Below are 25,927 nucleotides of genomic sequence, written 5' to 3'. Positions count from 1 at the left end.
TCTATCGAATTGTTTGTTTTTTGGAATTGAGTTATTCAAGCATTGAATAAGGGCGAGGCGTTTTTAGAATACAACCGGAAAAAGGTTCAGGCTAGACTTTTATACCGTACTTTTCAAAACGTCTATAAAGCGCCGGACGACTCAATCCCAGGGCTTCCGCCACACGACTGATGTTGCCGTCGTAATGCGCTAAGGATTTCAAAATCATGGCTTTTTCCATTTCATCAATCGTCATCCTGCCGACATCCGGCAGTTCGTCTTTCGATTTTTCGTTCACTGCCATATCGAGTGGCAGACGAAAATCTTCAATTTCAAGAACCGCTTTATTGCTTACCAGGATGGCGCGTTCAATCAGTTGTTTTAACTGGCGGATGTTGCCCGGCCAGTTCAGTCCTTGCAGCCAGTGCAATGCCGCATCGCTCACTTGAATCTCATCTCGCGAATAAATCTTTGCGATGCCTGCGGCAAAATGTCTGGCAAGTAAGGGAATGTCTGTCGGGCGTTCGCGCAGCGCCGGCAGATGCACGGCAATCAAATTCAAACGATAAAGCAAATCTTCGCGAAATTGCCCGGCGGCAACCATCTCCTGCAAATTGCGATTGGTCGCTGAAATCACCCGAATATCGACGGTGCGCGTCAGGCTCGAACCGAGCACTTCATAAGAGCGGTCTTGCAGGACGCGCAGCATTTTTACCTGCGAGTTCAAATCCAAATCGCCGATTTCATCGAGAAAAATCGAACCGTTATTTGCCAGTTCAAAGCGACCCTTGCGGTCTTGTTTGGCATCCGTAAATGCGCCGCGCACATGCCCGAACATTTCGCTTTCAAAAAGCGTCGCAGAGATGCCGCCGAGATTGACTTTCACAAATGGCGCATGGCGGCGGCGACTGTTGCGATGAATGGCGGCGGCTATCAACTCTTTGCCGGTTCCCGATTCGCCGGTGACGAGCACAGAGGCATCGGTTGCGCTGATGCGCCCGATGACATCCAAAATTCTGAGCATTTTCGCATCGCGCCCGATGATGTCGCGAAAATCATACGCGGCGTCGAGTTCTTCGCGGGTCGGCAGTTTGTCTTTTTGATTCGAGGCGGCTGCCGCCACGCCGATGGCGGTTTTGACCGATTGCAGCAGTTGATTATGCGTCCAGGGTTTGGTGACGAAATCCGAAGCGCCTGAGCGCATGCCTTCAACTGCGAGTTGAATCGAACCCCAGGCAGTCAGCAAAATCACCGGCACCTGTGGTTTGACGGCTTTGATTTTTCTGAGCAGTTCCAACCCTTCTTCACCGGTGGTTTTGCGCGAAAAATTCAAATCCTGAATGACCAGATGAAAATCATCCTGCGCGATTTTATCGAGCGCCTCGCGCGGCGTTGCGGCACAAAGCGACCGGTAGCCCGCCTGTTTTAACAGGAGCGCCAGCGATGTGGTTACCGATGGGTCATCATCAACAACAAGTACCATTTCATTTTTATTACTTGTCGTGCTCATCAGTAGTTCCAATAAAGATGGATGGTTAAGGCATGTAATTAGCCCGCGAATAAACTTTCTTAAACCCGAGCCTTGCAAAATGTTGATACGCGGGTGAATCCATATCAAGCGTTGGCGCTTCAATATCGGCGACGAAATGTTTTGCGCCAAGTTGTAATCCGTCTTTCACAAGTCTCTGGCAAATCTGCCAATCCAAAGTGAAATCATTTGTCATGAGTCCCGGCACTGGTGCATCAATGCCAAGCCACGCCCAGCCCTCGCGGTTGATGAACATACTGCGCGCCGCAACGATAATTGAATTTTTGCGAAGCGTGTAATGGTGCCACCCCATTCGTTCGGCAAACGCCGCAAGCCAATCTACGGTTGGCAAATGATAAACCCCCGAAACAAATTCAGCCCATTCACGGGCTGTGGCGTTCGTCACTTTCTCGACCTGCACGTCATCTGTGGTTAAAAGAGTAGGTGAAAGTGGTTCAGCGTTTCGATAAATCCTGTCCCAGGCGCTTCGCGCCTTAAGATTTCTTCGCTCAAACCATTCGCGTAAATTCGCCGGTTCGCAGTGCGGGTTGTAATGAATGTACCAATGTTGGCGCTGTGCGGCATTTAAGGTTTTCAGCACTTCTTCAAGCTGCGTTTCGGTTGCCGGTTCATCCAATCCTAGATTTAAAACACAATTGAAATGACCGAAGGGAATGCCGCCCGCCGTAAAGACCACAAGGCTGTCAAGGTGTTGCACCCCAAGCTGAAAGTTTTCCGCGTAGTCTTTGGGGGCGGCTTCGTACATATCCATCCACGCCTTGATTTCCGCGTGTTCAATTCGTTTGGCAAATTCGCTGTTCAAAATTTCGCTATTCAATGATTTTTATCTCCTGACCTTTGTATAAATGCTTGCATTGGAGATTACGGGTAGAGCGGTCTCTTCGGTTTTTTGATTTGCGGCGCGGGCTGCTTTTTCAAATTCTCCAACGCCAGTTGAATGGCTTTTTCCAACTGCAAATCACGCCCCTTGCGAAATGCCTGGGGGTCAAGTTCGACTTCGACATCGGGCGCGACGCCGTTGTTTTCAATATCCCAGTTGCCGGTCTTAGGATTATAGAATGCGCGATTCGGCGCAAGCATCCTGCCGCCATCAATCAATTCGGGCATCGCCACAAATCCGCCAATGCCGCCGCCCCAGGTGCGTTTGCCAACTAGTGTACCAACACTTGCGGCGCGAAACATCCAGGGCAAGGTGTCGCCGCCCGAACCCGCATATTCATTGATAATCATGACGCGCGGGCCAGGGATGGTCGCCACCGGAAAATTCATATCCGCGCCTTCGCGAAAGGTGTACGTCGAAAGCGGCATGCGCCCCAGCATATCAATGAAATAATCGGCGGGCGCGCCACCGCTATTATAGCGTTCATCAATAATCACGCCCTGTTTATCCAGGTAAGCATAGAAATCCCGCGTGAACTCTTCGTAACCCGCCGCGCCCGTATCCGGCAGATAGATGTAGCCGAGTTTGCCGCCTGAGGCTTCGGCGACTTTGCGGCGATTCTCCTGAATCCAATCGTAAAGCCGCAAGATATTTTCGCCGGGACTCAAAATCACCATATAGGTTCGCGCATTGCTGCCATCAGGCTTCGCGGCGACTTTGAGTTGCGCGGGGCGTCCGGCTTTGCCTTGAAAATATTTAAAGACATTTTCATCGGCTTTGATTTCCTGTCCGTCAATGGCGATGAGGTAATCGCCGACCGTAACCTTCACGCCCGGCTGTGTGAGCGGCGATGTGAGTATCGGTTCCGAATTATCACCGCGATAGATGCGGGTGATTTGATAGCGACCTTGATTGATTTCAAAATCCGCGCCGAGCATTCCGACATTTGCCTGCCCTGCGGGTGGCGCATCGCCACCACCGACCTGCATATGACTTACGGTCATGTGCGAAAACATTTCACGAAAGACCACCAGCAGGTCGCTTCGTGTAACCACATTTGGCAGGTATGCGGCATAGTGCTCTTTCAAAGCCGCAAGGTTTTGCCCGTGCAGATTAGCGTCATAAAAATAATCGCGCATGAGTCGCCACGATTCGTTGTACATCTGTTGCCATTCATCGCGCGGCGTGATTTGCCATTCGGCGTTCATTAAATCAAGTCTTCCTTCATCGCTTTTTGGCTGAGCTTCAGTCGAAACGATGTAATAAGCGCCGCCTCTCGGAAACATCAACCGGCTGCCATCGTCTGAGATAACCAACCCACCGGCATTTTCAATGAACTTCTCGAACTTGCGCGTCGTGACATCGAATTTGTGAATTACATTCGGCGCTTGAATACCCGACTCAAATATAAACAAGGTTCCGGCTTTGCCCGCCAGGATTCCCGCATAATCCCGCGCCGGAATTGGTAGTCGAACGACTCGCTCTGTGATGCCTTCGACATCAATGCCGGGCGTGTTCTCTGGGTTCTCCGATGGGTTTGCAACAGGCATCAGCGGCGAGGGTTCATCTTTATCGAGCACCACAGCATAGATGCTGCGCAAGACCGTATTTCTGAATTGAAAGGATGACATACCGAAAACTTTTCGCGGTCCGGCGTTGGCGCTCGATGTGAAATAAAGATACTTGCCATTTTTATCAAAAGCAGGCGAATCGGCATCGAATCGTTCATTGCTCACCTGATAACTTTTCGCCTTGTCGAGTGAATAAATGAACAGCCCGCGCAAATAATTGGGCTGCGTTTTGGTATAAGCGAGCCAACGGCTGTCGGGCGACCAGGCGGGCGCAGGACTATTATCGAAACGATACGCCGTATCAACACGAGTAGCCTGGCGCTTTTCAATATCAACGTACCAGATGTTCAAGCGTTTATCGTAAAACGCCAGCTTTCTGGAATCGGGAGACCAAACGGGTTCCAGATAAAACGAAGGCTGCGGTTCAATGGCAATCTTTTTAATTTCATCGGTCGCCGTAGAGCGAATGTGCAATTGATATTCGCCGGATTCGTCCGAGTAATAAGCAATCCATTTTCCATCCGGCGAACCGACAGGCGCGCGCTCTGCTGCATTACTGGTTTGCGTGAGATTGCGAAACGCTTTGCCATCGGCGCTCACGGTTAAAATATCACCGCGCCCGCCAAACAGCGCCTGCCTGCCATCATTCGATAAATTGAAAGCGCGAATCCAACGGGCAGCTTTAATAGTTCGCGGTTTAATTTCCGCCCAATCGTTTGCGGGAATTTTAATGCTTACGGTGCGGGTTTGTTTGCTGTTTAAATCGTAAACCTGAATGGCGCCATCTTGAACAAAGACGATTGCGCCTGCTCCTGCTGCCGCCGCTTTGATGTCGTACTTTTCAAAATTGGTTACTTGACTGGTCTTCCTGGTTTGCGGGTCATAAACGAAAAGGTTAGTCGTAAAGGTGCGGTCGGACAAAAAATAGATTTTATTGTCAATCCACAGGGGATTGCGGTCATTGGAATTTTCACGCGGCAATTTTTCAATCCGACTGGTGGCAAGTTCGGCAATCCAGATGGCAGAGGTTTGCCCGCCGCGATAATTGCGCCAGGTGCGTGTCGGGTCACTTAACGGATTGTATGCCAGATGCGCGCCATCGCTGGCATATGAACCTGTCCAGGCAATCGGCAACGGCAAGGCTTTTTCAAATCCGCCCGCCGCTGAAATGGTGTACAGTTGATGCGTATCATCACTGAGGCGTCGCGAGCGAAAAAGAATCGCTTTGCCATCCGGTGTCCAGCCTACGGCTACATCTTCTTTCGGATGATAGGTGAGGCGGCGCGGCTCGCCGCCCGCAACCGGCATCACATAAACATCGAGATTGCCGCCGACATTCATTGAAAAAGCGATTTGCGAACCATCAGGAGAAAATACCGGCGCAAGTTTTTCCGCGGCTTGAACGCTGGTAAGCCGCCGCGCTTCGCCGCCGTTGCGGTCAACCACCCATATCTCATTGGCGTAACAGAAAGCGATGAATTTATCGCTGACGGCGGGCATTTGAAACGGCATCGGCGAGGCTGTCGCATTGATGCCGTGAAGACTTAACAGACAAACGAAAAATAGCAGAATTCGCACGGACATAGATTCTCCTTTTCGGTTCGCTGGGTTTTTGAATTTATGGTTTGCGCCAACCCTTGCAAAGGTATGCTGGCAGTTATTCGTAATGGAGCGCTTCTGCCGGCTGTACTTTGGTTGCCAGCCAACTGGGGTACAACCCGCAGAGAATCGTCAACAGGTAAACAATTAACGCGGAAACGATAATGCTGTAAAAATAGATTTTGCCGGTGATAAAGCCGATGATGTCGAGCAGGGGAAACTGCACGACAACCGCAATTCCTACGAGTACGCCGAATGACGCAATGATCAGGAGTTCGCCGAGAATCTGTTTTTTGATACGCGATGCGGTTGCGCCTTTAGCGCGGCGAAGACCGATTTCTTTGGTGCGCTGGGTGACGTTTTGCCAGAGCACGCCGGTGAGTCCCAACCCCACCATAATCATCAAAAATCCGGCAATCAGTCCGAGCAGAATGAGCGGCGTCAATTGAAGGCGAAACGCCGATTCGCGCATCTCGACGAGCGGTTGCGCTTCAAAAGACCAATCCTTGGCAATGGCTTGCAGTTTGTCTGTCAACTTCACTTGAAACTCAGCCGTGGTTCCGGGGCGCAGTTTGAGCACCAGATTTCGCGGCGGGCGGTCTTTCGGATCATTTAAATTTTTTCTGACAAATAAAAAATTGCCGGGTGCGCTCAGTTCGCCCGATTTGCGAAAATCCGATACCACGCCGACCACTCTCGATTCTCTGCCGTTTCGCCCCTGTGCGCCGAGCGTCTTGCCGACCGCCTCTTCCGCGCCAAAAATTTCCTCAGCCATTCGTCGATTGATAACTACCGGTTGAAAGTTCGCCCCATCATCTTCTTTGCTGAACCAACGACCGGCGACGATATTTAAGCCGAGCACCTCACTGAATCCATCTGTGACTTCGTCACGTTCGTATTCAACAGTTTTTCCATTGAACTCTTCAGCGCCAAAACTGCCGCCGAATTCATAGGGCACAGAGAGCGCGCTTGCCGCCTGTTCGATTTCGGGCATATCTTTCACTGCAAGGTAGAGTTGCCGCGTGGTCTCCAGTTGTTCGGGTGTGAAGTAATCGTCAGATTGTTGCTTGACGTCGATGCTGACGTTCCAAACATTGTCGTAGGTAAAACCGAGCGGATGACGATAGTTGTCGGCGTAATAGACGACAAACATCATCACTGCAAACAGCACCAGAAAAGAGACGAAGATTTCAACCGTGATGAGGAAATTGATGCGCTTGCGATTCCAGACCAGTTTAATCAAGTGCTTAATCATCGCACACCTCCGGTTAAAGCTTGCACGGGGTGCAGCCGCGACATCTTCCAAGCCGGGTACACCCCCGACAGCAAACCGAAGCAAACCGCCAGCGCCAAGCCATACAAAAAGATTCTGAAATTCATCTGGAACTCGGCATAAGGAATCAAATTGCTTTGCGAAATCAGGTGCAGGACAAAGTAAGAACCCACAAAACCAATTACGCCACCAATCAGAGTCAGAAGAATATTTTCGATGATGAACTGTCCGACGAGGGTCAGGGAAGAAGCGCCGAAGGCTTTGCGAACACCAATCTCAGATGCGCGTTCCATAATCCGGCTGATATTGATGTTGATGAGGTTGATGGTCGGCAGCAACATAAATAAAAGCGCCGCGATGGTAATGCCTATAATTAAGCGCGCCGGTGTGGCATCCTCGCTTGGTCCCGGACTGAAGAAACGCGCAACCCCTTCGGGGAAAGTGCAAATGGCGCTTACCGCCTGATTGAATTGTTTATCCGGTATCTCTACTTGCGTCAGCCGTGAATTGAACTCTTCTTTGATGGCTGGAATATCAGCAACGTTTCGCGCCAGAAACAAGCCCATAAAATTGCCGACGAACTCTTTTTTATAGGCGTCCGTCTTGGCAGTGCTGATGGGCACCCAGATGTCCGAGAAAGGAATAATGCGCAGGGTCGGCACATTGGAAACTACCCCGACGACGCGAAAGTTTTGCCCGTCAATGTCGATAGTTTTGCCCACTGCCGAGTCGTTGCCGAAAAATTTTTTGCGCGTCGCCTCATTAATCACGGCGACGAAATTTCGATTCTTCTCGTCTACTTCGGTGAACGCCGCGCCTTCGAGAAATTGGAAATCCATCATCTGCCAGAACTCGCCGTCTGTTCGTCTCAAAAACAATTTAATTTTTTCGTCACCTTTGTAAGTGACAACCTGACCCGGTCCCGTAAAGAACGTCTGTTTTTCTACGAACGGAAGGTCGCGACAATAACGGTCAAGAAATCTATAACCCGCCAGTCCGTTCATGCTTCCATGTTCGCCGCGAATTTGCATTTCATAGACTCCGAGCCGTCTATCGAGATTTTTTTCCGGCGGCATTTCACCGAAAACATGGTCAATTATCGCGGTTGCCACCATCAGCACGACCAATGTAAAGCTGATGGCGAACAGACTGATGAAAGTAAAAAACTTGCGTCGCAGAAAAACTTTGAATGCGGTTTTGAAGTAGTTTTTTAACATAGTGTCCGTAGTCCGTAGTCCGTAGTCCGTAGCCCGTAGTTAGTAGCTCGTAGTTTGTTTATTAGTTTTACCACTGTGACAACTGCAAACTAATACTACGGACTACGGACTACGGACTACGGGCTAATTCACCTGCCGCCCATCGAACAGTCTGACGATGCGTTCGGTTTTATCGGCTTGGCGCGGGTCGTGTGTGACCATCACCACCGTGGTTTTTTCATTGCGGTTGAGGTCATGCAAAATGTCCATAATCTCATCGCCCATCTGTGAATCGAGATTGCCCGTCGGTTCATCGGCAAGCAGGATGCGCGGATTACCGACGATGGCGCGGGCAATCGCTACGCGCTGTTGTTGCCCGCCCGAAAGTTGCGAAGGAAAATGGTGAACTCGCGACGCCAGCCCCACACGTTCCAGCGCCTTGAGCGCGTGTTTGCGCCGTTCGCCATTCGACAGACGACGGTAGAGCAAAGGCAGTTCGACGTTGTCAACCACTGACAGGTCGCTGATCAGGTGAAAAGTTTGAAAGACAAAACCGATTTCCTCGTTGCGAACCCGCGCCAGTGCGCGATCCGCATAAGACGTGATGCGGTTATTGTTGATAACCACTTTGCCGCCGCTTGGCGCGTCCAGTAAGCCTATGACATTCAGTAGGGTGCTTTTACCGGAACCGGATGGTCCCATAATCGAAATGAACTCGCCTTCTTTGACCGCGAGGTTGACGTTGCTGAGCGCCACGGTTTCAATCTTCGAGGTGCGATAAACCTTTTCAATATTTTCGAGTTGAATCATATTCCGGGTTTGTTGATTGGCTGAAAATTCTTCTTTAACTTGTACGGATGCGCTTTCCATCTTCTCTCCTGTAAGTTATTGGTTTCCCTGAAACCGACTCCTGTAGCCAATTTCAAGTCTTTGCCATCAAACTTTAAAATCTATTTCAGCTTGATCTCTTGCAAATGCTGGTACTCGCCCATGTCGGAAATGATGACCTCATCGCCTTCATAGAGTCCTTCGACGATTTCACAATTATCGAAACTGGCGATGCCGAATTTAACCGGGGTTTTCACTGCCACATCGCCGCGAACTATGAACAACTCGCGCACCCCATCTGCGGTAATCGCGGGACCTTTTTTAATCCGCAACACGCGGTCTTTTTTATCTGTCACAATCAACACATCGACGCGCAGATTGGCTTTTAATAGGGCGCTGGATTTGTCTTTCAAAGTGATAGCGGCGGTGATGGTGCCGTCTTTTACGGTCGGCAGAATGCTTGCGACGGTGCCCTGCAAATAATCGTCGTTTATTTTGATGCTCGCAGGCATTCCCGCCGTAATGTTTCCGGCGTGAATATCCGAGTAAGTCGCGTTGACCTGAAACGAATTGAGGTCAGCAATGCGCGCAATGACTGCGCCTTTCTGAATTATCGCGCCTTCTTCGGTAACGACCCAGGTCAAGACCCCGTCGCGGTCGGCTTTGGTGGTCGCAAGTTCGAGTTGTCGCGCCGCTTCGTTACGCTCTTTTTCAAGGGTCTGCATTTCCAGAACCAAACCTTCGATTTGCGTGCGGGTTGATTGTTCGGCATTCAGTTTTGATTGTTCGAGTTGTTTGAGTTCAAATGCGGCTTTTTCTTCTTGAAGTTCAGCTTCGCGCAATTTCTCTTCGGAAAGCAATCCTTGTTTTGCGAGATTGCGATTGCGCGCGGTTGCAGCGCGGGCGGATTTGTATTCGAGATTTTTGATTTCCCAGCGACTTTGCAAATCGGCAAGCGCGGTCTGTAAATCGAGTTTGATTTTCGCCTGTTGATTCTGTTTCAAAGCCATTTGCTGATTGATTTTTTCAACCGCCAGCACCGATTCGTTGACATCGAGTTCAAGAATCGGCTCGCCTTTGCGGACACCGTCACCGGCGCGTTTCAAAATCTTTTTCACCTGCGCATTGATCGGACTGGAGATGACCTGCTCGAATTCCGGCACCACGGTTCCGGACGCGCTGATGGTTGCTTCGATTGCACCCGCCTCGACGCGAGCAGTACGAATGCGCGAACGGTTGATGGACGCTTTCATCAACCGTGGCGCGTAAACGAATCCCGCGACAACAAACGAAATGACGAACAGCAAAATCAACAGCCGTTTGATGAGTTGCCGGTTGCGAAAACCGCGATCAATCTCTCTATCCATACGCCAGGGTGTGGCAATCGTCGCGCCATCCAAGCAGGTCGTTAAAGTGTTGATTTTTCTGGGGCGGATTAATTGTTTTGCGGGGGTTTGTGTACACCAATGTACAGCGAATGTACGCTACCGGACACTCTGTCGCGCGGGTTTAGGGAGCGGTCTTTGACTGTGACTCTGTTGCTGAAAGGTTGGCATCATTCATAAGCGCAACATAGGTGACCAAGGCGCGATGGTCAGACCACGAAGGCAATAGGGTAGTTTCATAAACCGCGAAATTCTTTTTCGTCCAGATGTGATCAATCGCAAGCAGCGGCACAGGCAGGGGCCAGGTTGCGGAAAAGCCTTCGCCACTCACCTCGAATGCATTATTGAAATTTTCTCTGAGCGGCGCAAAATGAACGGAATCGCCGGGCGTGTTGAAATCGCCCACGATGATGAGATTTTCTGCGCTGTGCAGGGCGATGACTTTTTCGAGTTCGGCGAATGCAGGGGCGCGCGATTGCAGCGGGTCGGGCGGAATATCAACGAGAATAATCGATACCTCCGTATTTTTAATTGCCAGTTTTATCCAGTTGTATCTGCCGCCTGCTGCCAGATCGTTGGAATTTTTTTCAATGATTTTGCCTTTGGTGGTGAGCAGCATTTCGCCAAACAATAATTTGACTGTTTGATAGGCGAAAGCTTTTTTCCATTCCTCTTTAATCTCTTTTTCTCTTCCGGCTTCAACAAGGCAAACGATGTCTGCATCTACGTCCTGCACCTGAACGATGGCTTTGCCGATGCCGTAACGCGCGTGGTCGGCGTTCCAGAACATGAGTTTAATGGCTTCGGGTACGGCGGTCGGCGCCTGCCGACGATAGCCGTTTGCAAGCCAGCACACGCAGGTCGCAATGGCTAGCAACCAAAACAAGAGCGCAAACCTGAACCTCCGTTTTTGCGCGTAGAGCGCGCTGATGATAAGACTCAACCCAGCAAGCAATGACCAGGGCGTAATGTAATACCAGGTTGAAAAACCAATGAAGCGGTCTTTGATGGTGAGGCGAACAAGAACGCTTGCAACAAAAACCAAACTTAAAATTCGGGCGACGGAAAAATACTTCTTCATTTACTTCTGATTACCTGCGCCCAGTCTAAGGTAATCCCTGTTGCCAGGCTACTCTTTTATTCGCCAAGGTGGATTGGTGCGGTTTTCACCGGCATAAAACAGGCAGATTAAGTTTTCGTCGGGGTCTTTCAAATAGGCTTCGCGCCAGAGCCAGCTTTTATCCGTCGGGTCTTCTTGAAAACTGTAACCCTGGTTTTTAAGTTCCCTAACCTTCTCATCAAGGTTATCGCACTCGAAATAGACCGCCGTGGTTGAATGCGGTTTGCCTTCGTTGATTCGTTCAATCGAAAAAGTCGAATCGCCATCGGGACAAAGAAACCGCGCGTAATGATCGAGTCCGCCAACAATGGGAATGAGTCCCAGACCTTTATAAAATTCAAACGACCGATACACATCCGTAACGTGAACTGTAACTTGATTGAGCCGCATCACAACCTCCAAAAATTTTTCTCACTTTCACTGTAATAAGCCGAAAAAGACAAAGCAAACAATCGCGCCGACAATGCTCATCGAAAGTCCCCACGCGAGCATCCAGTTAAACAGCGCGCCGCGATTTTCGCTCTCTGCCGCATTCGATATGCACAATGCGCCGAGCGTCGAAAGCGGCGAAACATCTACGAGGTGCGCGCCGACATTGATTGAATAAGCGATATGCAGCGGGTCGCCGCCGCCGAGTTTTTCCACAAGTCCGGGAATCGTGGGAAGGAATGCCGGCAGGACGACGCCCGATGAACTGCTGTAAACCGAAATCACGCCGGTTACAAATGCGATGCTTCCGGTGATGGTCTTTTGCGTAGAGATGCGCGCCAGCAATCCCGTGAATAAATCCATGCCGCCCGATTTTTCGAGTATCGCAACCAGCAAAGTGACGCCGCACACCATCAGGATGGCATTCCACGGCATCTCTTTGATGGCGCGTTTTTCATCAGCGACCTGCGCGAGCGATAAAATCGCTACGCCAATAAATGCGCCAACCGTCACATCAATTTTTAAAACGATTACCGTGAGCACAAGCATTGCGATAATCGCCAGCGTCAGTTTTTGTTTGCCGTCGAATGATTCAACCTTGTGTTGCGCGGTGTCCGTGACTTCACGGTCTGCGGTTTTGTGACGGGTGAAAAGTTTTAACCCGCCGAGGGTGAAATAACCGACGAAGGCGACGAAGGATTGCGCGACCAGGGTGTTGAGATAATTCTGCCACTCGAAGCCCTGCAGTCCGGCTTTTGACATTAACTCTTTGGCGATGATGCCGGTCGGCGCAAATGGTGAAAAGGCTCCGGCGCTTGCCCCGTTACAAAGCATGATTGCCATTAAAAACGCCGGGACACGAGCGCGACCGGCAACCGCCATCGCAATCGGCGCAAGCAAAGCCGTGGCGGCGACATTGCCGGGACCAATCGACGCGACCAGGAGAGCGAAGAAAAAGAAGATGACCGGAATGGCTCCGGCATTGCCGCGCGCAAGGGTTACAGCCAGATGCGAGAGTTTATCGAGCGTGCCGTTGACATTGGCTTGCGAAAACAGCAAAGTGATGCCGACGAGGGTTAAGAACATGCTGACGGGAAAACCGGCGATGACTTCCGCGAGTTTCAATTTGCCGAAAAAGACGCCGACGATAAACGCCATTGCGATGGACAACAGTCCCACATTGCGGCGCGAAATAATGCTTACAAGAATGGCAACAAACAACGCCAGCAGAGAAATCAACGCAAGATTCAAATCCCGTCTCCTTGAACCGTTTTCGACTGCAAGTTGCTGAAATAATTTTTAATCTATAGCGGTTTGCAATTGAGGTTACCCATCCTCTGTTGAGAGAGCGGTCTTTGACCGCTTGTTCAACCTTAGTAATCATTTTGCAAACCGTTATCGTGAGGGCACATCATAAGCGATTCAAGCTCGCAAACAAAATGAGCAATCGGGTTAATTGGATTTTTGTATGAGGCATCAGTGAGGCGAGTTGGTGATTTGGTTTTAGTTGAAAGAAATAATTGTAGAGGCAAAACCCTTGTGGTTGCCTGAATCGTCTTGAACTAAAAATGCCACGAAGTGGCAAAGGAAATTAGCCTGTGGTGAAGCCACAGGTTGGCAATATTACAAAAAATTTCTCGCCCTGAAAGGGCAAAGGATTGCGGTAAAATCCTGCGCCCCTTCAGGGCGTGATGTTAGAACAAATTTCCTGTGGCTTCACCACAGGCTAATTTCCAAAGCGCCTCCGGCGCATTCTGATCGCGGAAGAATGCCGAACGCGCACTGTTCAATGCCGATTTCCAAAGCGCCTCCAGCGCATTTTGATCAATAAAACCTGCATGAAAGTTTGAAATTTTCTATGCAGGTTTATTGATTATTCCTAACTCACGCGCTCCGGGAGAGGCGTTTCGAGAATTTCCATCAATAGCTCAAGTCTTGATGGACGCGAGAGCATCGGAATCAAGTTTGGCAATGAATAGTAATCGCCCGCAAAGCTGAACGTATCGAACTGCACGCTGCGACCGCGAAGGTTGTGTTCCATGTAGGTGCTGGAACTTCCGACCTTCACAATCAACACGCTTGGCGCAAGCTGCATATCGCGACGGTACGCTTCATAAGCATCGTGGAAGAGCGGCGCGGTGTTGTCGCCTTCGTCCGTCACGATGATGAATTGTTCAACCGCTTGTTTTTTGAGCCGCATCACTTCAACCGGCGCACCGACACTGGTTGCGCCTGCCGCAAGTATGCCTTGAAAAGCGCGCTCCCAATCCGACAACTCGTTGCCTTTTGCCTTGATCGGGTAAGCGATGTTGTCAAACGCATAGACAAACAAATCAGCTTCGGTAATGCCCGACACTAACGCAGCAATTTGCTTACCCACTTCGATGGCTTCGGTCATCGAGCCGGAATTATGGCTGACAATTCCATTACTGATGAATGAATGTCCGTCAGGTACACAAAGGTCATATACTGACTCCTCACCTTCTTCAATTTTGCCAACAACATCCAGGAAAAGCTGGGAATCAGCGATTTCTCCAATATCGCCGACAGATGTGAACGAAGGGTATGCTGCAAAAATGGATGACAATAAATCAGTGGGAACGCGATGATTTTTGGCATTACCTTTAAAGCAAGCTACGGTTGGAAAGAATTGTCGCAATTGATGAGATGCTCCGCGTCCAAGCGTATCCATTGTAGCTTGCGCCAAGCCCGGTACGGAATCCCAACGAGCAGACCAAGTTAATGTGTGAGCGCCAGCTACAGCATCCGTAACTTCTTCTTGCTTGGCGATAGATGCAAAGCCAATCTCATTCACAAATCGCAGCGCATCGGAACCGCCAATGGTTAATCGCCAGTAGGAACGAAGCAAACGACTGCCGTTTGTGGCTTGACTACGAAATGATTTAAGACGGCTGACAATGCCAAAGTTGAGTAACATCACTTGAATCTCTCTAAGCAATCGCGCGGATGTGGAAGTAGCCGCAAGAACGCCTGCTCTGCGATTCATCAGTCCGCCATCGCCTGCAAAGTAGCCGCGCAAAAATTCGCGTTGCGTTTTTTCAGACGACCTCAAAACTGATAGTGGAACGATGTAATCTCTTGCCCGACCTTTCTTCAAGCCAATGGCATCCCACAAGAAATAAACTAAGCTTTCTGATTGCACACCAGCGCTTTGGCAATTGTTTCTTTCCATCACTTTTGCCTTTATGCTAAACAACTCCAAAGACAATCTACAGAAATCTTCCATCAATTGCTCATCGCTATTGCAGAACTCAACTACAGCGGGACGGAAGTGAATACGTCCTTCAGCAACCACATAGCCTAACCATCTGCCTAATTCAGGAGTCATACGGCGTGGCACTTGCAACTTTACTTCTGTTGGTTGATAAGCTTCTTTAGGCTTGTAATCTGCAAAAGAAACATCTTCACCAAAACAGCGTGTGTTACGTCGCAATGCAATATAATCCCCTGCCTGCAAAGCTTCTGCTTTTCGCCACAGCAATCTTGCATCTGCCGGGTTGTAGCAAAGAATCGGGTGATTCAATGATGCGCCAAGTCGAAAACCTTTTTCCGTTTCAATATATCGGACAGGTTTCCTGCCGTTCAAAAATAGCTTTGTGGCTTGTGCCATGCTGCTGCGCGTTGCCACGGTTAAATCAAGCCCGATTTCCGTAACCCCATCTTGCACGGATGGCACAAGGCTTGAGATAGGGAGCAACCCATGTTCTGTGCAAATAAGCGTGTCTCCGGTTACACACTTGTCAACCAGCAATGCCGTAGGCTTTGAAATTTTGCCGCGCTTCTTTACCTGCGTGTCGGCAATCTTGTTCAAGCGTTCAACGGTTTCGGCATCGAGGTCTGCTGCATCAGCCGCTACGCGCGTCTTGAGCGCCGCAACTCTGTCGGACTTTGCCGCCTCTGCAAGTTTTTCATCAATCAAGGCTTTGACTTCGCCATTCTCGAACGCGCCGCGAGATTTGAGCGAATTCAAATTGTTGATGACCTCTTGCGGCGTCATCGCGTTAATCAATGCTACGAGCACCGTTGGCGTCACCTGCTTTACCGCGCCGATGGCAATCGTGTAAGGAATTTTTTTCTCCACGATGATTTGCGCCTGCGCGAGAGGCGTGTCGGCAATGGCTAACAACTTGAGCGCGTAAGCGAGGCTGTCTTCCGGCGGCGCGCCTTTGAACAACACCTGTTCGGCGCGTTCATTTGGCTTGATGTGCAAGGTCGCATAGAGGTGTTTCATGGCTTTGCGACCACGAAGCGCGGCGCGGTCGAAGAATGCCGCATCGCTTTCGCGTTTGCGCAAATACTTGGTCACCGCCGTGCGCGCTGAACGCGGCACTTTGCCTTTGTGCGTCTTCATGAAATCAACCACACGGGCTACTTCATAAGGCGGAAATTCCTGCAACATTACGAAGCCCGCGTCGCGGTGGTCAGCTATCGTGCTCGTAAGTAAGTTGGCAACGAACACCTCTTTGTGGTCGCGCACATCACCGTTGGCTTGATACCAGACCGCAAGGTGACCGTAGAAAATCGGGTCACGCTTCAGCATATCATCGTGCAGCGCCGCGACTTTTTCGAGTTCACGGTGCGGCGTGGTGAGCAAACTGTTTAAAATTTCCATACGCACATCGCGCTCTGCATTGTTCATCGTCGTCATTTCAGTTCTCCCATTGGTTATCGTTTGTTGAAATCCGGCGCGGTTATTTTGCGTTGGCGTCGGGCGCGGCGCAACCGTTTGTTGCGGCGTTGGTTGTGGCGTTGGTTCAAACAGTTGTTTGATGAGTTCGACAATTAAAGTGAACATGGTTTCTCCTTCGGAAACGATGAAGTATGAACGATGAACGATGAACAAAAAGAAGCACTGAACTGTTCATCGTTCATCGTTCATACTTTCTTATTTCGACTCCAGACTCCTGACTCTCGACTCATTTCAATGGTCCTATATCCGGTTCCATCCACGCGGTTCGCGCGTCCCACGAAAACAAGCGTTCGGCGCTGTAATATACAAATGGAAATTTTCTCTCGGCGTATTTACTCCTTAATAGTCCGTTTGCCAATTCAACTATCGAAGTCTTTTCGTTTGCGCCTGCAAGATACGCGCGAACTGCCCACATCCAGAAGATCGTCATCGTTTCGTGATAACCGCCGGTCGGTGTTTGTAGTGTGCCGGTGGCTGCGTTGTACGCTAAAATCGCTTCACGCACTTTATTGAGTGCCGGTTCCGGGTCGTAGTGGAGGTTGTACCAGAGCGCGACCATCAAATGCGCCTGATGTGTCCATTTGGGTTTTGGCAAGGAACAGGCTTCAAATGCCGCAATGAGGCGTTCGAGTTCGCTGGTGTCATGATAAGGCTCTGTGGTGTTAATCGTATCCACCGGTTCGATTGTGACTGCAATAGTATCCAGCATGGGTTTCTCCTTTATGAGTGCTGAGTGCTGAGGACTGAGCCAAAGAAAGTATGAAATCTGAAGGCGAAATGATAAACGATAAAATAAAGATTCAACTCTTCTGCTCATCGTTCATCGTTCCGACTTCAGCGCCTCAGTCCTCAGCACTCAGTCCTTAATACTTACCGCGCAAGTTGAAAGGGCAGTTTGTTGCCTGCTATCAGGTCTCAGGCTTGCAGCATGTTTCCCTTTACACGCACCTCGTTGGTTGTTTTGGTGGGGTATGTATGCCCTACCGGTTGGGGCGCGGCAAAAATGACGAAAAGGTGAAAGGGTGAGGGGGTGAACGGGTGAATCACGACCCCATGACTTCACCTCTTCACCTCTACACCTTTTCACCTCTTCAAAGCCGAATCGCGTCCGCGCAAGTTTGAAAGGCTGTGCTTTTTAAGCTGCCCCATAAATTTGGCGGGGCAGGATAGGAATCGAACCTACATGACCAATTTTGGAGATTGGTTTTTACCAGTATGTAAGCCTTGCGGGTCAGGGCGCAGACGCGATGCGAAAGAAAAAGTTAAAAGGTAAAAATAAAAAGTTACCGCAATAGGTTTTTACTTTTGCCTTTTGACTTTTTACTTTCCAGATATCGAAATTCCCGCGCAAGTTTGAAAGGCATTTGCTTATTTTCGCCACAAAAGCCTGGGCTTTTGGTGAGATTTGAACTCACAAGGTCTTGCGACCGTCGAGGTTTCTGCTCGATGCGTGTACCAGTTAAGTGTGTAAGCCTTGCGTGTCAGGGCGCGGGATAAACCCTTTGAGTTTTTGAGTCTCCGCGCAAGTTGGAAGAGCCTGGCAAACTTGGACGGTATGTAAGCTCGCCCGGTCAGGGCGCGGGAAAATCTTTAACTCAATCATTCAAAAATTTTTCAAAGAACAAAATTGCAAAACAAAAAAAATATAAGTGCAAATCCGCGCAAGTTAGAAAAGCTGTTGTTCACTGGCGCTCTATCCACTGAGCTACGGGTGCATAAATCAAAAGCACCCGACGGGAATCGAACCCGCGACCTCCCCGTTATAAGCGGGATGTGTGTAAGCTTCGCCGGTTGGGGCGCGGAAATTTTAAGATGAAGGGGAGAAGGGGTGATGTCGTCTTTCTTCATCACCTCTACACCTCTTCACCTTGTCACCTCTTCACAAAATCATGCTCGCGCAAGTTTGAAAGGCTGTTTTTAATCATCCCCTGATTGTGGTGGAGATGGCAGGAATCGAACCTGTCAGCCAATTTTTCAGATTGGTTTATCCATGTATGTAAGCCTCGCCGGTCGGGGCGCGAGCGTGAAATTCAATTCATTCAAAGAACCAATAAAATTCGATAAAAACTGCAATCAATAAAACCACTAAAAATCAAAAATTAAAATCAGTGCATCTCCGCGCAAGTTAGAAAAGCCAGTCATATTTTTCCCCCTGTGCTCTGCCAATTAAGCTACTCCCCGTCAAGTGAATCGGGGACGAAGGAGTCGAACCAACACCTCAGAGAACCTTGCAAGTATGTAAGCTTCAAAGGTCGGGGCGCGGAAAAATAAAAAGGCAAAAGTGCAAAGGTAAAAGTAAAAAGTCTGGTCAGCGAATTCGGTCGGCAAAAGTGGGCGTTCATTAAATGTCACCCACTTTGCCTTTTTACTTTTTACTTTTAACTTGTTTATCCGTACACCGCTTCAGGACGGATAATGAAATCGCCTGCTGGGGTGCGATCAACCACATAAAAATCGAAACGGTTGATTGCCACATCAAAGTGACGCGCAAGTTGTGATTTGATTTGCGCATCGTTCATACCGGCAAGCACACCGAGTTGAACTTCCTTGAAATCGTATGAACGACCTTCAAAACGTACGTGAACCATTTTCGTTTACCTCCTTTGCAGAAGTCTGGAGTCGAGAGTCTGGAGTCCTGAGTCGTTGTATCCGCGATGCGTGATAAACGCCTCGGTTTATTGCACAGCAGTTGAAAGACCGCAGACTCATTCCTAAGCTGTCATGGCGTCTTCGAGGAACAAATATTTGCGCCATTCGGGACGCTTTTCGGCTGCCGCGTAAATCGCTGCTTTGTCCAAGCCATAACGCAAGGCGCTGGGGTTTGCAAGTAGCGGCATTCTGGCTTCTTCCGGCGTGCGGTCGCCTTTGCGTTGATTGCAAATCTTGCAAGCTGCGCAGAGGTTTTCAGGAACCGACGCGCCGCCACGTGAACGCGGCATAATGTGGTCAAGCGTCAGTTCAAACGCTGTGCCTTTTGTGCCGCAATACTGGCAACGATGCCGGTCACGCGCGATGATGCTGGCGCGCATATTCGCGACCCGTCCCTGGCGCTTTTTGTGCAGGTTGATGTACTCAACCAGACGCACCACCGAAGGCAAAGGAAAAACAAAGCGCGGTGAACGCAACACGCGGTCGCCGTCGAGTTCAATGACCTGTGCCGCTTCTTTCCACACGAGGCGGAGTGCGCGCGGCGCGCTGATGATGCCGAGCGGCTCGTATGAGGCATTCAAAAGCAAAACTTTTCTGGTCATTGGCATCATCTGTTTTTCTCTTTTCATACTCCAACTCATTTCATTTACCTCGTAAGAACGACCTTTGATTCGCCATCTTGCTATAAAAAAGCCCGAATTTACTAGCTTTTTTAATGATCGGAGAAGGAATCGAACCTTCGACCTCCGGTTTGTAAGACCGGCGCTCCACCGATTGAGCTATCCGACCCGAGTGAAGGCAAAAGGCAAAAGTTAAAAATCAAAAGGCAAAAATCCTGTTTATACATTTATGGTCAAAGACAATTTTGCAGCTTAACTTTTGCCTTTTGCCTTTTGCAATTTGCCTTTTGCTTTCTTGCAAAGCAGGTGGTGAGATTTGAACTCACGGCTTCGAGTTTGGAAGACTCGCGCTCTTAAACCAGGCTGAGCTACACCTGCGATTTTCAAAAAGCCGATGGTGAGAGTCGAACTCACGACCTACGATTTACGAAACCGTTGCTCTAACCTGCTGAGCTACATCGGCAATTTTATAGGCTTTCGGTGGCGGACGCCTCAGTGAATGGGCGTCTTCAAAACGTTTCTCAGTTTCGCCAAACCGAAAGCGTTGACTGCGGAGACAGGGATCGAACCTGTACTCTCTCGGTTCAAAGCCGAGCGCGTTGCCAATTACGCTACTCCGCACCAGCAAGCAAAAGTAACAAGGTAAAAGTATAAGCCCGTAAACTATTTTTGCCTTTTGCATTTTAACTTTTGCCTTTTGCGTTTATTCAGTGGTTGGAGGCGGAATCGAACCGCCGACACTCGGCTTTTCAGACCGATGCTCTTCCAACTGAGCTATCCAACCGTAAATCAGGGCGGAAGGATTTGAACCTTCAACCTCCTGTTTAGAAGACAGGCATTCTCATTCCGCTGAACTACGCCCCGAAGATTTCAATTATCGAAATTAGTTAATCGGTAAACCGTTAATCAATTAACCAATCAAAGCCCCAAGCTCGCACGGTACGGAGGAGGAATGCCCGTACCGTGCGCGAGCATCGCTTGATGCTCAGGTCAGCGAGGCAACCGAATTGGAGCGAAGAGAGTTGAACTCTTGACCTCCCGGTTATCAGCCGGGTGCTACTACCACTGAGCTACGCTCCAAGATAAGTAAAAAGTCAAAAGGTAAAAGTAAAAAGTATTCTTGAGCTTTTGCCATTGCGTTTGCCGAAGTACCCGAAACCTTTGCCTGCGCTTTTGGCTTGGTAATTTTTTCTTTGCGCTTTTGCCTTTTCACTTTTTACTTCGTCAGTGGAATAGGTCGGATTTGAACCGACAGCCTCTGCGTTGCAAGCGCAGCGCTCTGCCAAATTGAGCTACTACCCCAGGAAAGTCGGGGAAACTGGACTCGAACCAGCGACCTCACTGTCCCAAGCCGTGTGCTCTTGCGCGACTGAGCTACTCCCCGAAACTGGCTCCGGCGGCTGGACTCGAACCAGCGACTTCCCGCTTAACAAGCGGATACTCTGCCGACTGAGTTACACCGGAACAGATTTCAAACCAATTGCGGAGGCAGGATTTGCACCTGCGACATGAGGCTTATGAGACCCCTGTTCTGCTGCTGAACTACTCCGCCGAAAATTAGCATTGAGGATTCAGGCTTTAGGGAATTCAATGAATTTCCTTTCTCCTGCTCTCTCCATCTCCCTTTCTTTAAAATGGGTCGGGTGAGACTTGAACTCACGACCTCGCGCTTAAAAGGCGCTTGCTCTAGCCGACTGAGCTACCAACCCGGATTGCAAATCGGTTCAACGAACTACGTCATTAAGACTCATTACTCATCACTCATTACTCATCACTCATTACTCATCACTTTCAGTAATGCCCCTGTCGAGATTTGAACTCGAATCGCGCACTGATCCGGTGCTTGCAGCTTATAAGACTGCTGTTTTGCCAGTTAAACTACAGGGGCGCGAGTGGATCGGGTGAGACTTGAACTCACAGCCATCTGATTAAGAGTCAGCTACTCTCGCCAGTTGAGTTACCGATCCGCGTTACAATTTCAAAACTTTGGCTACCTTGAAACCAGCTACGAGAGCCGGTTTCAAGGAAATCACAAAATTTGGCGGAGACGATGGGATTTGAACCCACGCTCTTCGGATCGACAATCCGCTGCTTTGCCGGACTAAGCTACGCCTCCGCAAGCTGGGGTGAATGACGGGACTCGAACCCGCGACCGCACGTTCCACAGACGTGTGCTCTAAGTCTTCTGAGCTACATTCACCATTAAAATATTTGGCAGGGCGTGCGGGACTCGAACCCGCGAAAACGTGATTGAAAGCCACGTCGCTTGACCGCTTGCATAACGCCCCACGACTACGTCACCCTGCAAAAGTTTTATGCCAGGTGTGTGTGACTTAGAACAGGTATTGAATCAGGAGAAACAAACAACTGATCAACCACATCACCAGCTTCGCCAATACTTTCACAATGAACAAAACAATCGTCGTATCGAAAACCATGCTGTTTATTCCTCCTTTCCGGAATCCGGGTAAAAGCAAATGACAGTGCGCGAACACGAAGGACTTCAGCGAACGTGGAAATTACAATTTGCAAAACTGCCATGGGCTTTTATTCCTTTCCTGAATTTCAGAGCGCGTGGTGAGAGTTGAACTCACGATGATGGCTTTTGCAGAGCCACGCCTTAAACCATCTTGGCTACACGCGCGTGAATTTGTTGTGGAGTGGATGACGAGATTTGAACTCGCGACCTCAGGTGTGGCATACCTGTGCTCTTGCCTGTCTGAGCTACATCCACTCAATGCCTTTGCCTTGAAAGCGGCTGTGGAAGCCGGTTTCGTGCCACTTACGAATGCGGAAGGCGGGAGTCGAACCCGCAATGTCACAGGCGGACGCCGGTTTCTAAGACCGGTGCGTTTACCGGGTTTCGCCACTTCCGCGTCATTCGGTTGGTGCGGGAGGTGGGAGTTGAACCCACAAAAGAACAGGTTTTGAGTCTGTCGCGTATGCCTGCTTCCGCCACTCCCGCAACCGTTCCGCTTAACACGGTCGAGTTCTCGCCCTGTCTAAAAACCGTGTTAAACGAAACATTCGTTGAATGCGGAAGGTGAGAGTCGAACTCACAGACCTGGAAGGCGACAGCTTTTAAGGCTGCTGCGTTTGCCGGTTTCGCCACTTCCGCATTGATAAACTCGCAGTGCGGATGAGAGGATTTGAACCTCCAAAAACAACGCTCTCAACGTTGCGCGTATGCCAGTTCCGCCACACCCGCAGCCCTTAAAGTCACTCTCTAAAAGTAATAATTGCGAAGCGAACCATCATAGCTGCCCGATTTCATACAGCATTTCTTGAAACCGGCGTTTTGAACCACAAGGACAAAGGTCGTTACGACCAAGCTTTTCAACTAATTCTTTTTCGCTATGAACGAATTGCATGCCACGTTTGACTTGAGTCTCCGAATTAAAGCCCTTGCGCCTCTTACTGCTTCGCTCGAAATAAAAAGCCGTCTTCAAATTTGCTTTTCTTGTACATATGAATCTCCATCGTTGCCTATATCGTTAATTTCCTAAATACCGGTATAGGCATTTAGTTGAAAATAAATCTTCCGCAAATCGAAATGAAACTACTTCATTTAAACTGATGAACCCGGTAGGACTTGAACCCACGACCTGCTGATTCGTATTCAGCTGCTCTTCAATCCAACTGAGCTACGGGTCCCGAAACGGAGGCGACAGGACTCGAACCTGTACATCCTTGCAAAGACGCCGGTTTAGCAAACCGGTGGTTTTACCATTCACCCACGCCTCCAACGGAGGGTAAGAGACTCGAACTCTTACAGGCTTAAAGACCCGGCGGTTTTCAAGACCGCTGCACTACCAATTATGCGAACCCCCCAATACAGGAGCGCCGAGAGTTGAACTCGGATGAAAGGTTTTGGAGACCTTCAGGTTGCCAGTTACCTCACGCTCCTAACGATGCCGGGTAGAGGAATCGAACCTCTGTGGTCGCGTTTGACCAATGGTTTTACAGACCAGCGCAATTCCATTCTGCCAACCCGGCGCTTTCGAGTTTACGAATTAAAAAGGCGAATCAAATTGTCAAACAACGAAAAGGAGCGAAACAACTTACCGAATCAGATTTCGGAAGCTGCCCGCTCCTAAAAGTCGCTGTTTGCTTACTGGTTTTGCGAGATTTTGGGAGCGGGAGAGCCGCTCCCGCTGAATCAATTCATCTGGCTATAATCAGTGAAACTCGGTTTCGCGGTTTCCTGATTAGTTATGCGATTAAAATTGACGAATAAAATATTCGATGGCGTGGGTTGTGAACACGTGTGGAGGTTCAGCCCGACGGATGTACCGACAACCAGTTGCCGTCCGCGCCACATCCGGGTCACGCGACCTTCGCCTAATTGTCTTTGTCCATTGAGCAACATTTGCGTTTAATTCTCCAAAGAAAGTTAAAAAAGAAGCGACAGTATCAACCTTTTGCTTTTCAATGTCAACAACTTTTTTTGATTAAATTAAAAAATCTTCAAAAAAGCCTGTAAATTCGGGCTATTTTCAACCCTCACTTACGCGAGGGCGGAAAAACTTGTTTCAAGTTTTTTGAATGAGCGAAAAAATTTTTATTGCAGATTTTTTTGCAGGAAAAAATATTTTGATTTTACTGATGCCATTCAGCTAATGCTAAACGCCAGTTGTCAAACATTCGTCTGAGTTTTTCGTCGTTTGAAAAAGTGATAAATCGTAATCATCGCGAGTGCGAAAAGACCGCCTGCGGAATCGAGCAACGAATCATAGATGGAACTCCCACGAGTTCGGGTGAACGATTGATGCAGTTCATCAATCAATGCCCAGACCACCACAACCGAAAAGGCATACACACACCATGCCCAGCGCCAACGCGCGCGACTGTCGGCGCGAAAGGCGCGAAACAATAAAATCGCTAACACTGCATACTCGAAAAAATGCGCGAATTTGCGAACCAGAAAATTAGTCCCGGTTTCCGGTCCCTGTTCATTCTTACCTAAAAGCTCCAAAATCCAGTCAATGATGCGTTGGGTGTTTTCCCCGGAAAAAATGTCTGTCGAAAACAAATACATCAAACAAAGCATTAGCCCTACGGGAATCCAATACCGAATGAGGCGTTCAGCGGTTGTCAGTTGTGGGGTGATGAGATGCTCTGACATTTGCTCATCATAACAAGAAAGTTTCCGGCTTTGAATGCAAATTAAAAAAGGCAAAACCGATTTCATTGAACCGATTCTGCCTTTTGAAAACTTAAACGGCTTGGCGGGTTATCCGAGTGCCTGCGCGCCGGAAACCACTTCGATAATTTCGCGGGTAATTGAAGCCTGGCGCACGCGGTTCATGTTGAGCGTCAAGGTGTCAATCACATCACCGGCGTTTTTAGTTGCCGAATCCATTGCCGTCATCTGGGCTGCGTGGTTGCTGGCAATCGATTCGAGCATCGCATAGAAGATTTGTGTTTCAATATAACGCGGCAACAGCGTCCCTAAAATATCCGCCGCCGGTTGTTCATAAACGTAATCTATCTGAGTGTCGGATTCTTTCGCGTCGGCTTCACCTGCGAAAGCTTCCGCGCCAATGGGCAACAGTTGCTTGACGACTACCTGTTGCGAGAGCACCGATTTGAATTCGTTATAAATAATGAAAACTTTATCGACGGTTGAATCTTCAGCGGTATAACGTTCCATCAACTCCCGGGCAATTTGAGTTGCGCCTGCATGAGTGGCGGCAAGTTTTTCAACCTCGATGAATTCACCGACGACATTGGCGCGACGACGAAAGAAATCGCGTCCACGGCGACCAATGGCAATCACATCAATCTGTTTTCCGGGATGGTTGCGAATGAATTGTTGCGCGGCTTTGTTGAGATTGGTGTTGAATGAACCGCACAATCCTTTATCGGAAGTCACCAGCGCCAGCACATAATGGTTATCCGATTCGCGCACTTCGAGAAGCGGATGTTTGTAATCACCAGCGCGCGTCGCCAATCGTCCGAGCATGCGCATCATGGTGTTGGCATAGGGGCGCGCCGATACGACGCGGTCTTGCGCGCGGCGCAACTTGGCGGCGGCGACCATCTTCATCGCCTTGGTGATCTTTTGCAAGTTCTTAACCGACCGGATGCGTCGGCGTATATCTTGAAGACTTGGCATAATAGGTTAGTCGTCGGTAA

Annotated in this window: 20 protein-coding genes, 27 tRNA genes and 1 pseudogene; all 48 read right to left on the bottom strand. The window is 49.4% G+C overall.

Annotated features, from left to right (window positions below; all coding sequences use genetic code 11):
* Window positions 1-91 precede the first annotated feature (91 nt).
* The 48 genes and pseudogenes from AB1757_05395 to atpG all read right to left on the bottom strand — a co-directional run bounded on the left by AB1757_05395 (window position 92) and on the right by atpG (window position 25,907).
* Window positions 92-1,489, bottom strand: a complete 1,398-nt coding sequence (locus AB1757_05395; GenBank protein ID MEW6126453.1) for a sigma-54 dependent transcriptional regulator — start codon at window positions 1,487-1,489, stop codon at window positions 92-94.
* Window positions 1,490-1,514: 25 nt separating this feature from the next.
* Window positions 1,515-2,345 carry a hypothetical protein gene (locus AB1757_05390; protein ID MEW6126452.1) on the bottom strand — a complete coding sequence of 277 codons (831 nt, stop codon included), beginning with the start codon at window positions 2,343-2,345 and terminating at the stop codon, window positions 1,515-1,517.
* A gap of 44 nt (window positions 2,346-2,389) precedes the next feature.
* On the bottom strand, window positions 2,390-5,563 hold the full coding sequence (locus AB1757_05385; GenBank protein ID MEW6126451.1) for a PDZ domain-containing protein: 3,174 nt from the start codon (window positions 5,561-5,563) through the stop codon (window positions 2,390-2,392).
* A 73-nt stretch (window positions 5,564-5,636) separates the two neighbouring features.
* The gene (locus tag AB1757_05380) at window positions 5,637-6,833 is read right to left on the bottom strand and encodes an ABC transporter permease (GenBank protein MEW6126450.1); all 1,197 of its coding nucleotides are present in this window, start codon (window positions 6,831-6,833) and stop codon (window positions 5,637-5,639) included.
* Window positions 6,830-8,068 (bottom strand): ABC transporter permease, encoded by a 1,239-nt coding sequence (locus AB1757_05375; protein ID MEW6126449.1) that lies wholly within the window; start codon window positions 8,066-8,068, stop codon window positions 6,830-6,832. Before AB1757_05375 ends, AB1757_05380 begins: the two co-directional genes overlap by 4 nt.
* A gap of 123 nt (window positions 8,069-8,191) precedes the next feature.
* A complete protein-coding gene (locus tag AB1757_05370) occupies window positions 8,192-8,857 on the bottom strand; it encodes an ABC transporter ATP-binding protein (protein ID MEW6126448.1) in 666 nt (221 codons plus the stop codon).
* A gap of 140 nt (window positions 8,858-8,997) precedes the next feature.
* The gene (locus AB1757_05365) at window positions 8,998-10,275 is read right to left on the bottom strand and encodes an HlyD family efflux transporter periplasmic adaptor subunit (protein MEW6126447.1); all 1,278 of its coding nucleotides are present in this window, start codon (window positions 10,273-10,275) and stop codon (window positions 8,998-9,000) included.
* Window positions 10,276-10,384: 109 nt separating this feature from the next.
* Window positions 10,385-11,341 (bottom strand): endonuclease/exonuclease/phosphatase family protein, encoded by a 957-nt coding sequence (locus AB1757_05360; GenBank protein ID MEW6126446.1) that lies wholly within the window; start codon window positions 11,339-11,341, stop codon window positions 10,385-10,387.
* A 48-nt stretch (window positions 11,342-11,389) separates the two neighbouring features.
* Window positions 11,390-11,770: a VOC family protein gene (locus tag AB1757_05355; protein MEW6126445.1), complete on the bottom strand. Its 381-nt coding sequence runs from the start codon at window positions 11,768-11,770 to the stop codon at window positions 11,390-11,392.
* Window positions 11,771-11,797: 27 nt separating this feature from the next.
* The gene (locus tag AB1757_05350) at window positions 11,798-13,060 is read right to left on the bottom strand and encodes an SLC13 family permease (protein MEW6126444.1); all 1,263 of its coding nucleotides are present in this window, start codon (window positions 13,058-13,060) and stop codon (window positions 11,798-11,800) included.
* 628 nt (window positions 13,061-13,688) lie between these two features.
* Window positions 13,689-15,497 carry an LAGLIDADG family homing endonuclease gene (locus AB1757_05345; protein ID MEW6126443.1) on the bottom strand — a complete coding sequence of 603 codons (1,809 nt, stop codon included), beginning with the start codon at window positions 15,495-15,497 and terminating at the stop codon, window positions 13,689-13,691.
* A gap of 69 nt (window positions 15,498-15,566) precedes the next feature.
* Window positions 15,567-16,469: pseudogene (locus AB1757_05340) on the bottom strand (hypothetical protein).
* Window positions 16,470-16,746: 277 nt separating this feature from the next.
* Window positions 16,747-17,229 carry a hypothetical protein gene (locus AB1757_05335; protein MEW6126442.1) on the bottom strand — a complete coding sequence of 161 codons (483 nt, stop codon included), beginning with the start codon at window positions 17,227-17,229 and terminating at the stop codon, window positions 16,747-16,749.
* A gap of 1,678 nt (window positions 17,230-18,907) precedes the next feature.
* Window positions 18,908-19,108 carry a hypothetical protein gene (locus AB1757_05330; protein ID MEW6126441.1) on the bottom strand — a complete coding sequence of 67 codons (201 nt, stop codon included), beginning with the start codon at window positions 19,106-19,108 and terminating at the stop codon, window positions 18,908-18,910.
* A gap of 123 nt (window positions 19,109-19,231) precedes the next feature.
* Window positions 19,232-19,798, bottom strand: coding sequence for an HNH endonuclease (locus AB1757_05325; GenBank protein ID MEW6126440.1), 567 nt, complete (start codon window positions 19,796-19,798; stop codon window positions 19,232-19,234).
* Between the two features lie 87 nt (window positions 19,799-19,885).
* Window positions 19,886-19,958 (bottom strand) — tRNA-Val (locus AB1757_05320).
* Between the two features lie 132 nt (window positions 19,959-20,090).
* Window positions 20,091-20,167: transfer RNA gene (locus AB1757_05315), tRNA-Gly, on the bottom strand.
* A gap of 11 nt (window positions 20,168-20,178) precedes the next feature.
* A tRNA-Thr gene (locus tag AB1757_05310) sits at window positions 20,179-20,252 on the bottom strand.
* A gap of 85 nt (window positions 20,253-20,337) precedes the next feature.
* Window positions 20,338-20,410: transfer RNA gene (locus AB1757_05305), tRNA-Gln, on the bottom strand.
* 90 nt (window positions 20,411-20,500) lie between these two features.
* Window positions 20,501-20,573, bottom strand: a tRNA-Phe gene (locus AB1757_05300).
* A 5-nt stretch (window positions 20,574-20,578) separates the two neighbouring features.
* A tRNA-Arg gene (locus AB1757_05295) sits at window positions 20,579-20,653 on the bottom strand.
* 143 nt (window positions 20,654-20,796) lie between these two features.
* Window positions 20,797-20,869 (bottom strand) — tRNA-Ile (locus AB1757_05290).
* Window positions 20,835-21,002 carry a hypothetical protein gene (locus tag AB1757_05285; GenBank protein MEW6126439.1) on the bottom strand — a complete coding sequence of 56 codons (168 nt, stop codon included), beginning with the start codon at window positions 21,000-21,002 and terminating at the stop codon, window positions 20,835-20,837. Before AB1757_05285 ends, AB1757_05290 begins: the two co-directional genes overlap by 35 nt.
* A 15-nt stretch (window positions 21,003-21,017) precedes the next feature.
* Window positions 21,018-21,091, bottom strand: a tRNA-Ala gene (locus AB1757_05280).
* A 7-nt stretch (window positions 21,092-21,098) separates the two neighbouring features.
* Window positions 21,099-21,173 (bottom strand) — tRNA-Pro (locus AB1757_05275).
* A gap of 4 nt (window positions 21,174-21,177) precedes the next feature.
* Window positions 21,178-21,253 (bottom strand) — tRNA-Asn (locus AB1757_05270).
* 16 nt (window positions 21,254-21,269) lie between these two features.
* Window positions 21,270-21,341 (bottom strand) — tRNA-Met (locus AB1757_05265).
* A gap of 83 nt (window positions 21,342-21,424) precedes the next feature.
* Window positions 21,425-21,498 (bottom strand) — tRNA-Lys (locus AB1757_05260).
* Between the two features lie 89 nt (window positions 21,499-21,587).
* A tRNA-Ile gene (locus tag AB1757_05255) sits at window positions 21,588-21,677 on the bottom strand.
* Window positions 21,678-21,682: 5 nt separating this feature from the next.
* A tRNA-Lys gene (locus AB1757_05250) sits at window positions 21,683-21,756 on the bottom strand.
* Window positions 21,757-21,828: 72 nt separating this feature from the next.
* Window positions 21,829-21,905: transfer RNA gene (locus AB1757_05245), tRNA-Asp, on the bottom strand.
* 6 nt (window positions 21,906-21,911) lie between these two features.
* Window positions 21,912-21,989: transfer RNA gene (locus AB1757_05240), tRNA-His, on the bottom strand.
* A 12-nt stretch (window positions 21,990-22,001) separates the two neighbouring features.
* Window positions 22,002-22,077, bottom strand: a tRNA-Glu gene (locus AB1757_05235).
* A gap of 25 nt (window positions 22,078-22,102) precedes the next feature.
* Complete coding sequence (locus tag AB1757_05230; GenBank protein ID MEW6126438.1) at window positions 22,103-22,330, bottom strand: hypothetical protein; 228 nt, start codon at window positions 22,328-22,330, stop codon at window positions 22,103-22,105.
* A gap of 28 nt (window positions 22,331-22,358) precedes the next feature.
* Window positions 22,359-22,433 (bottom strand) — tRNA-Cys (locus AB1757_05225).
* A gap of 12 nt (window positions 22,434-22,445) precedes the next feature.
* A tRNA-Gly gene (locus AB1757_05220) sits at window positions 22,446-22,523 on the bottom strand.
* A 55-nt stretch (window positions 22,524-22,578) separates the two neighbouring features.
* Window positions 22,579-22,665 (bottom strand) — tRNA-Leu (locus AB1757_05215).
* A gap of 10 nt (window positions 22,666-22,675) precedes the next feature.
* Window positions 22,676-22,754 (bottom strand) — tRNA-Leu (locus AB1757_05210).
* A 70-nt stretch (window positions 22,755-22,824) separates the two neighbouring features.
* Window positions 22,825-22,907: transfer RNA gene (locus AB1757_05205), tRNA-Leu, on the bottom strand.
* Between the two features lie 16 nt (window positions 22,908-22,923).
* Window positions 22,924-22,997: transfer RNA gene (locus AB1757_05200), tRNA-Leu, on the bottom strand.
* 46 nt (window positions 22,998-23,043) lie between these two features.
* A complete protein-coding gene (locus AB1757_05195) occupies window positions 23,044-23,160 on the bottom strand; it encodes an SEC-C metal-binding domain-containing protein (GenBank protein MEW6126437.1) in 117 nt (38 codons plus the stop codon).
* 206 nt (window positions 23,161-23,366) lie between these two features.
* Window positions 23,367-23,443, bottom strand: a tRNA-Arg gene (locus AB1757_05190).
* Between the two features lie 5 nt (window positions 23,444-23,448).
* Window positions 23,449-23,533: transfer RNA gene (locus tag AB1757_05185), tRNA-Ser, on the bottom strand.
* Between the two features lie 2 nt (window positions 23,534-23,535).
* Window positions 23,536-23,620, bottom strand: a tRNA-Ser gene (locus AB1757_05180).
* An 81-nt stretch (window positions 23,621-23,701) separates the two neighbouring features.
* Window positions 23,702-23,785 (bottom strand) — tRNA-Tyr (locus tag AB1757_05175).
* Between the two features lie 163 nt (window positions 23,786-23,948).
* Window positions 23,949-24,158, bottom strand: coding sequence for a hypothetical protein (locus tag AB1757_05170; protein MEW6126436.1), 210 nt, complete (start codon window positions 24,156-24,158; stop codon window positions 23,949-23,951).
* Between the two features lie 267 nt (window positions 24,159-24,425).
* Window positions 24,426-24,914, bottom strand: coding sequence for a VanZ family protein (locus tag AB1757_05165; GenBank protein ID MEW6126435.1), 489 nt, complete (start codon window positions 24,912-24,914; stop codon window positions 24,426-24,428).
* A gap of 108 nt (window positions 24,915-25,022) precedes the next feature.
* A complete protein-coding gene (gene atpG, locus AB1757_05160; GenBank protein MEW6126434.1) occupies window positions 25,023-25,907 on the bottom strand; it encodes an ATP synthase F1 subunit gamma in 885 nt (294 codons plus the stop codon).
* Window positions 25,908-25,927 lie beyond the last annotated feature (20 nt).

The sequence above is a fragment of the Acidobacteriota bacterium genome (assembly GCA_040754075.1).
Taxonomy (GTDB): Bacteria; Acidobacteriota; Blastocatellia; order UBA7656; family UBA7656; genus JBFMDH01.
Note: the sequence above shows the minus strand (reverse complement) of the source record. Positions and strands in the feature narration are given on the sequence as shown.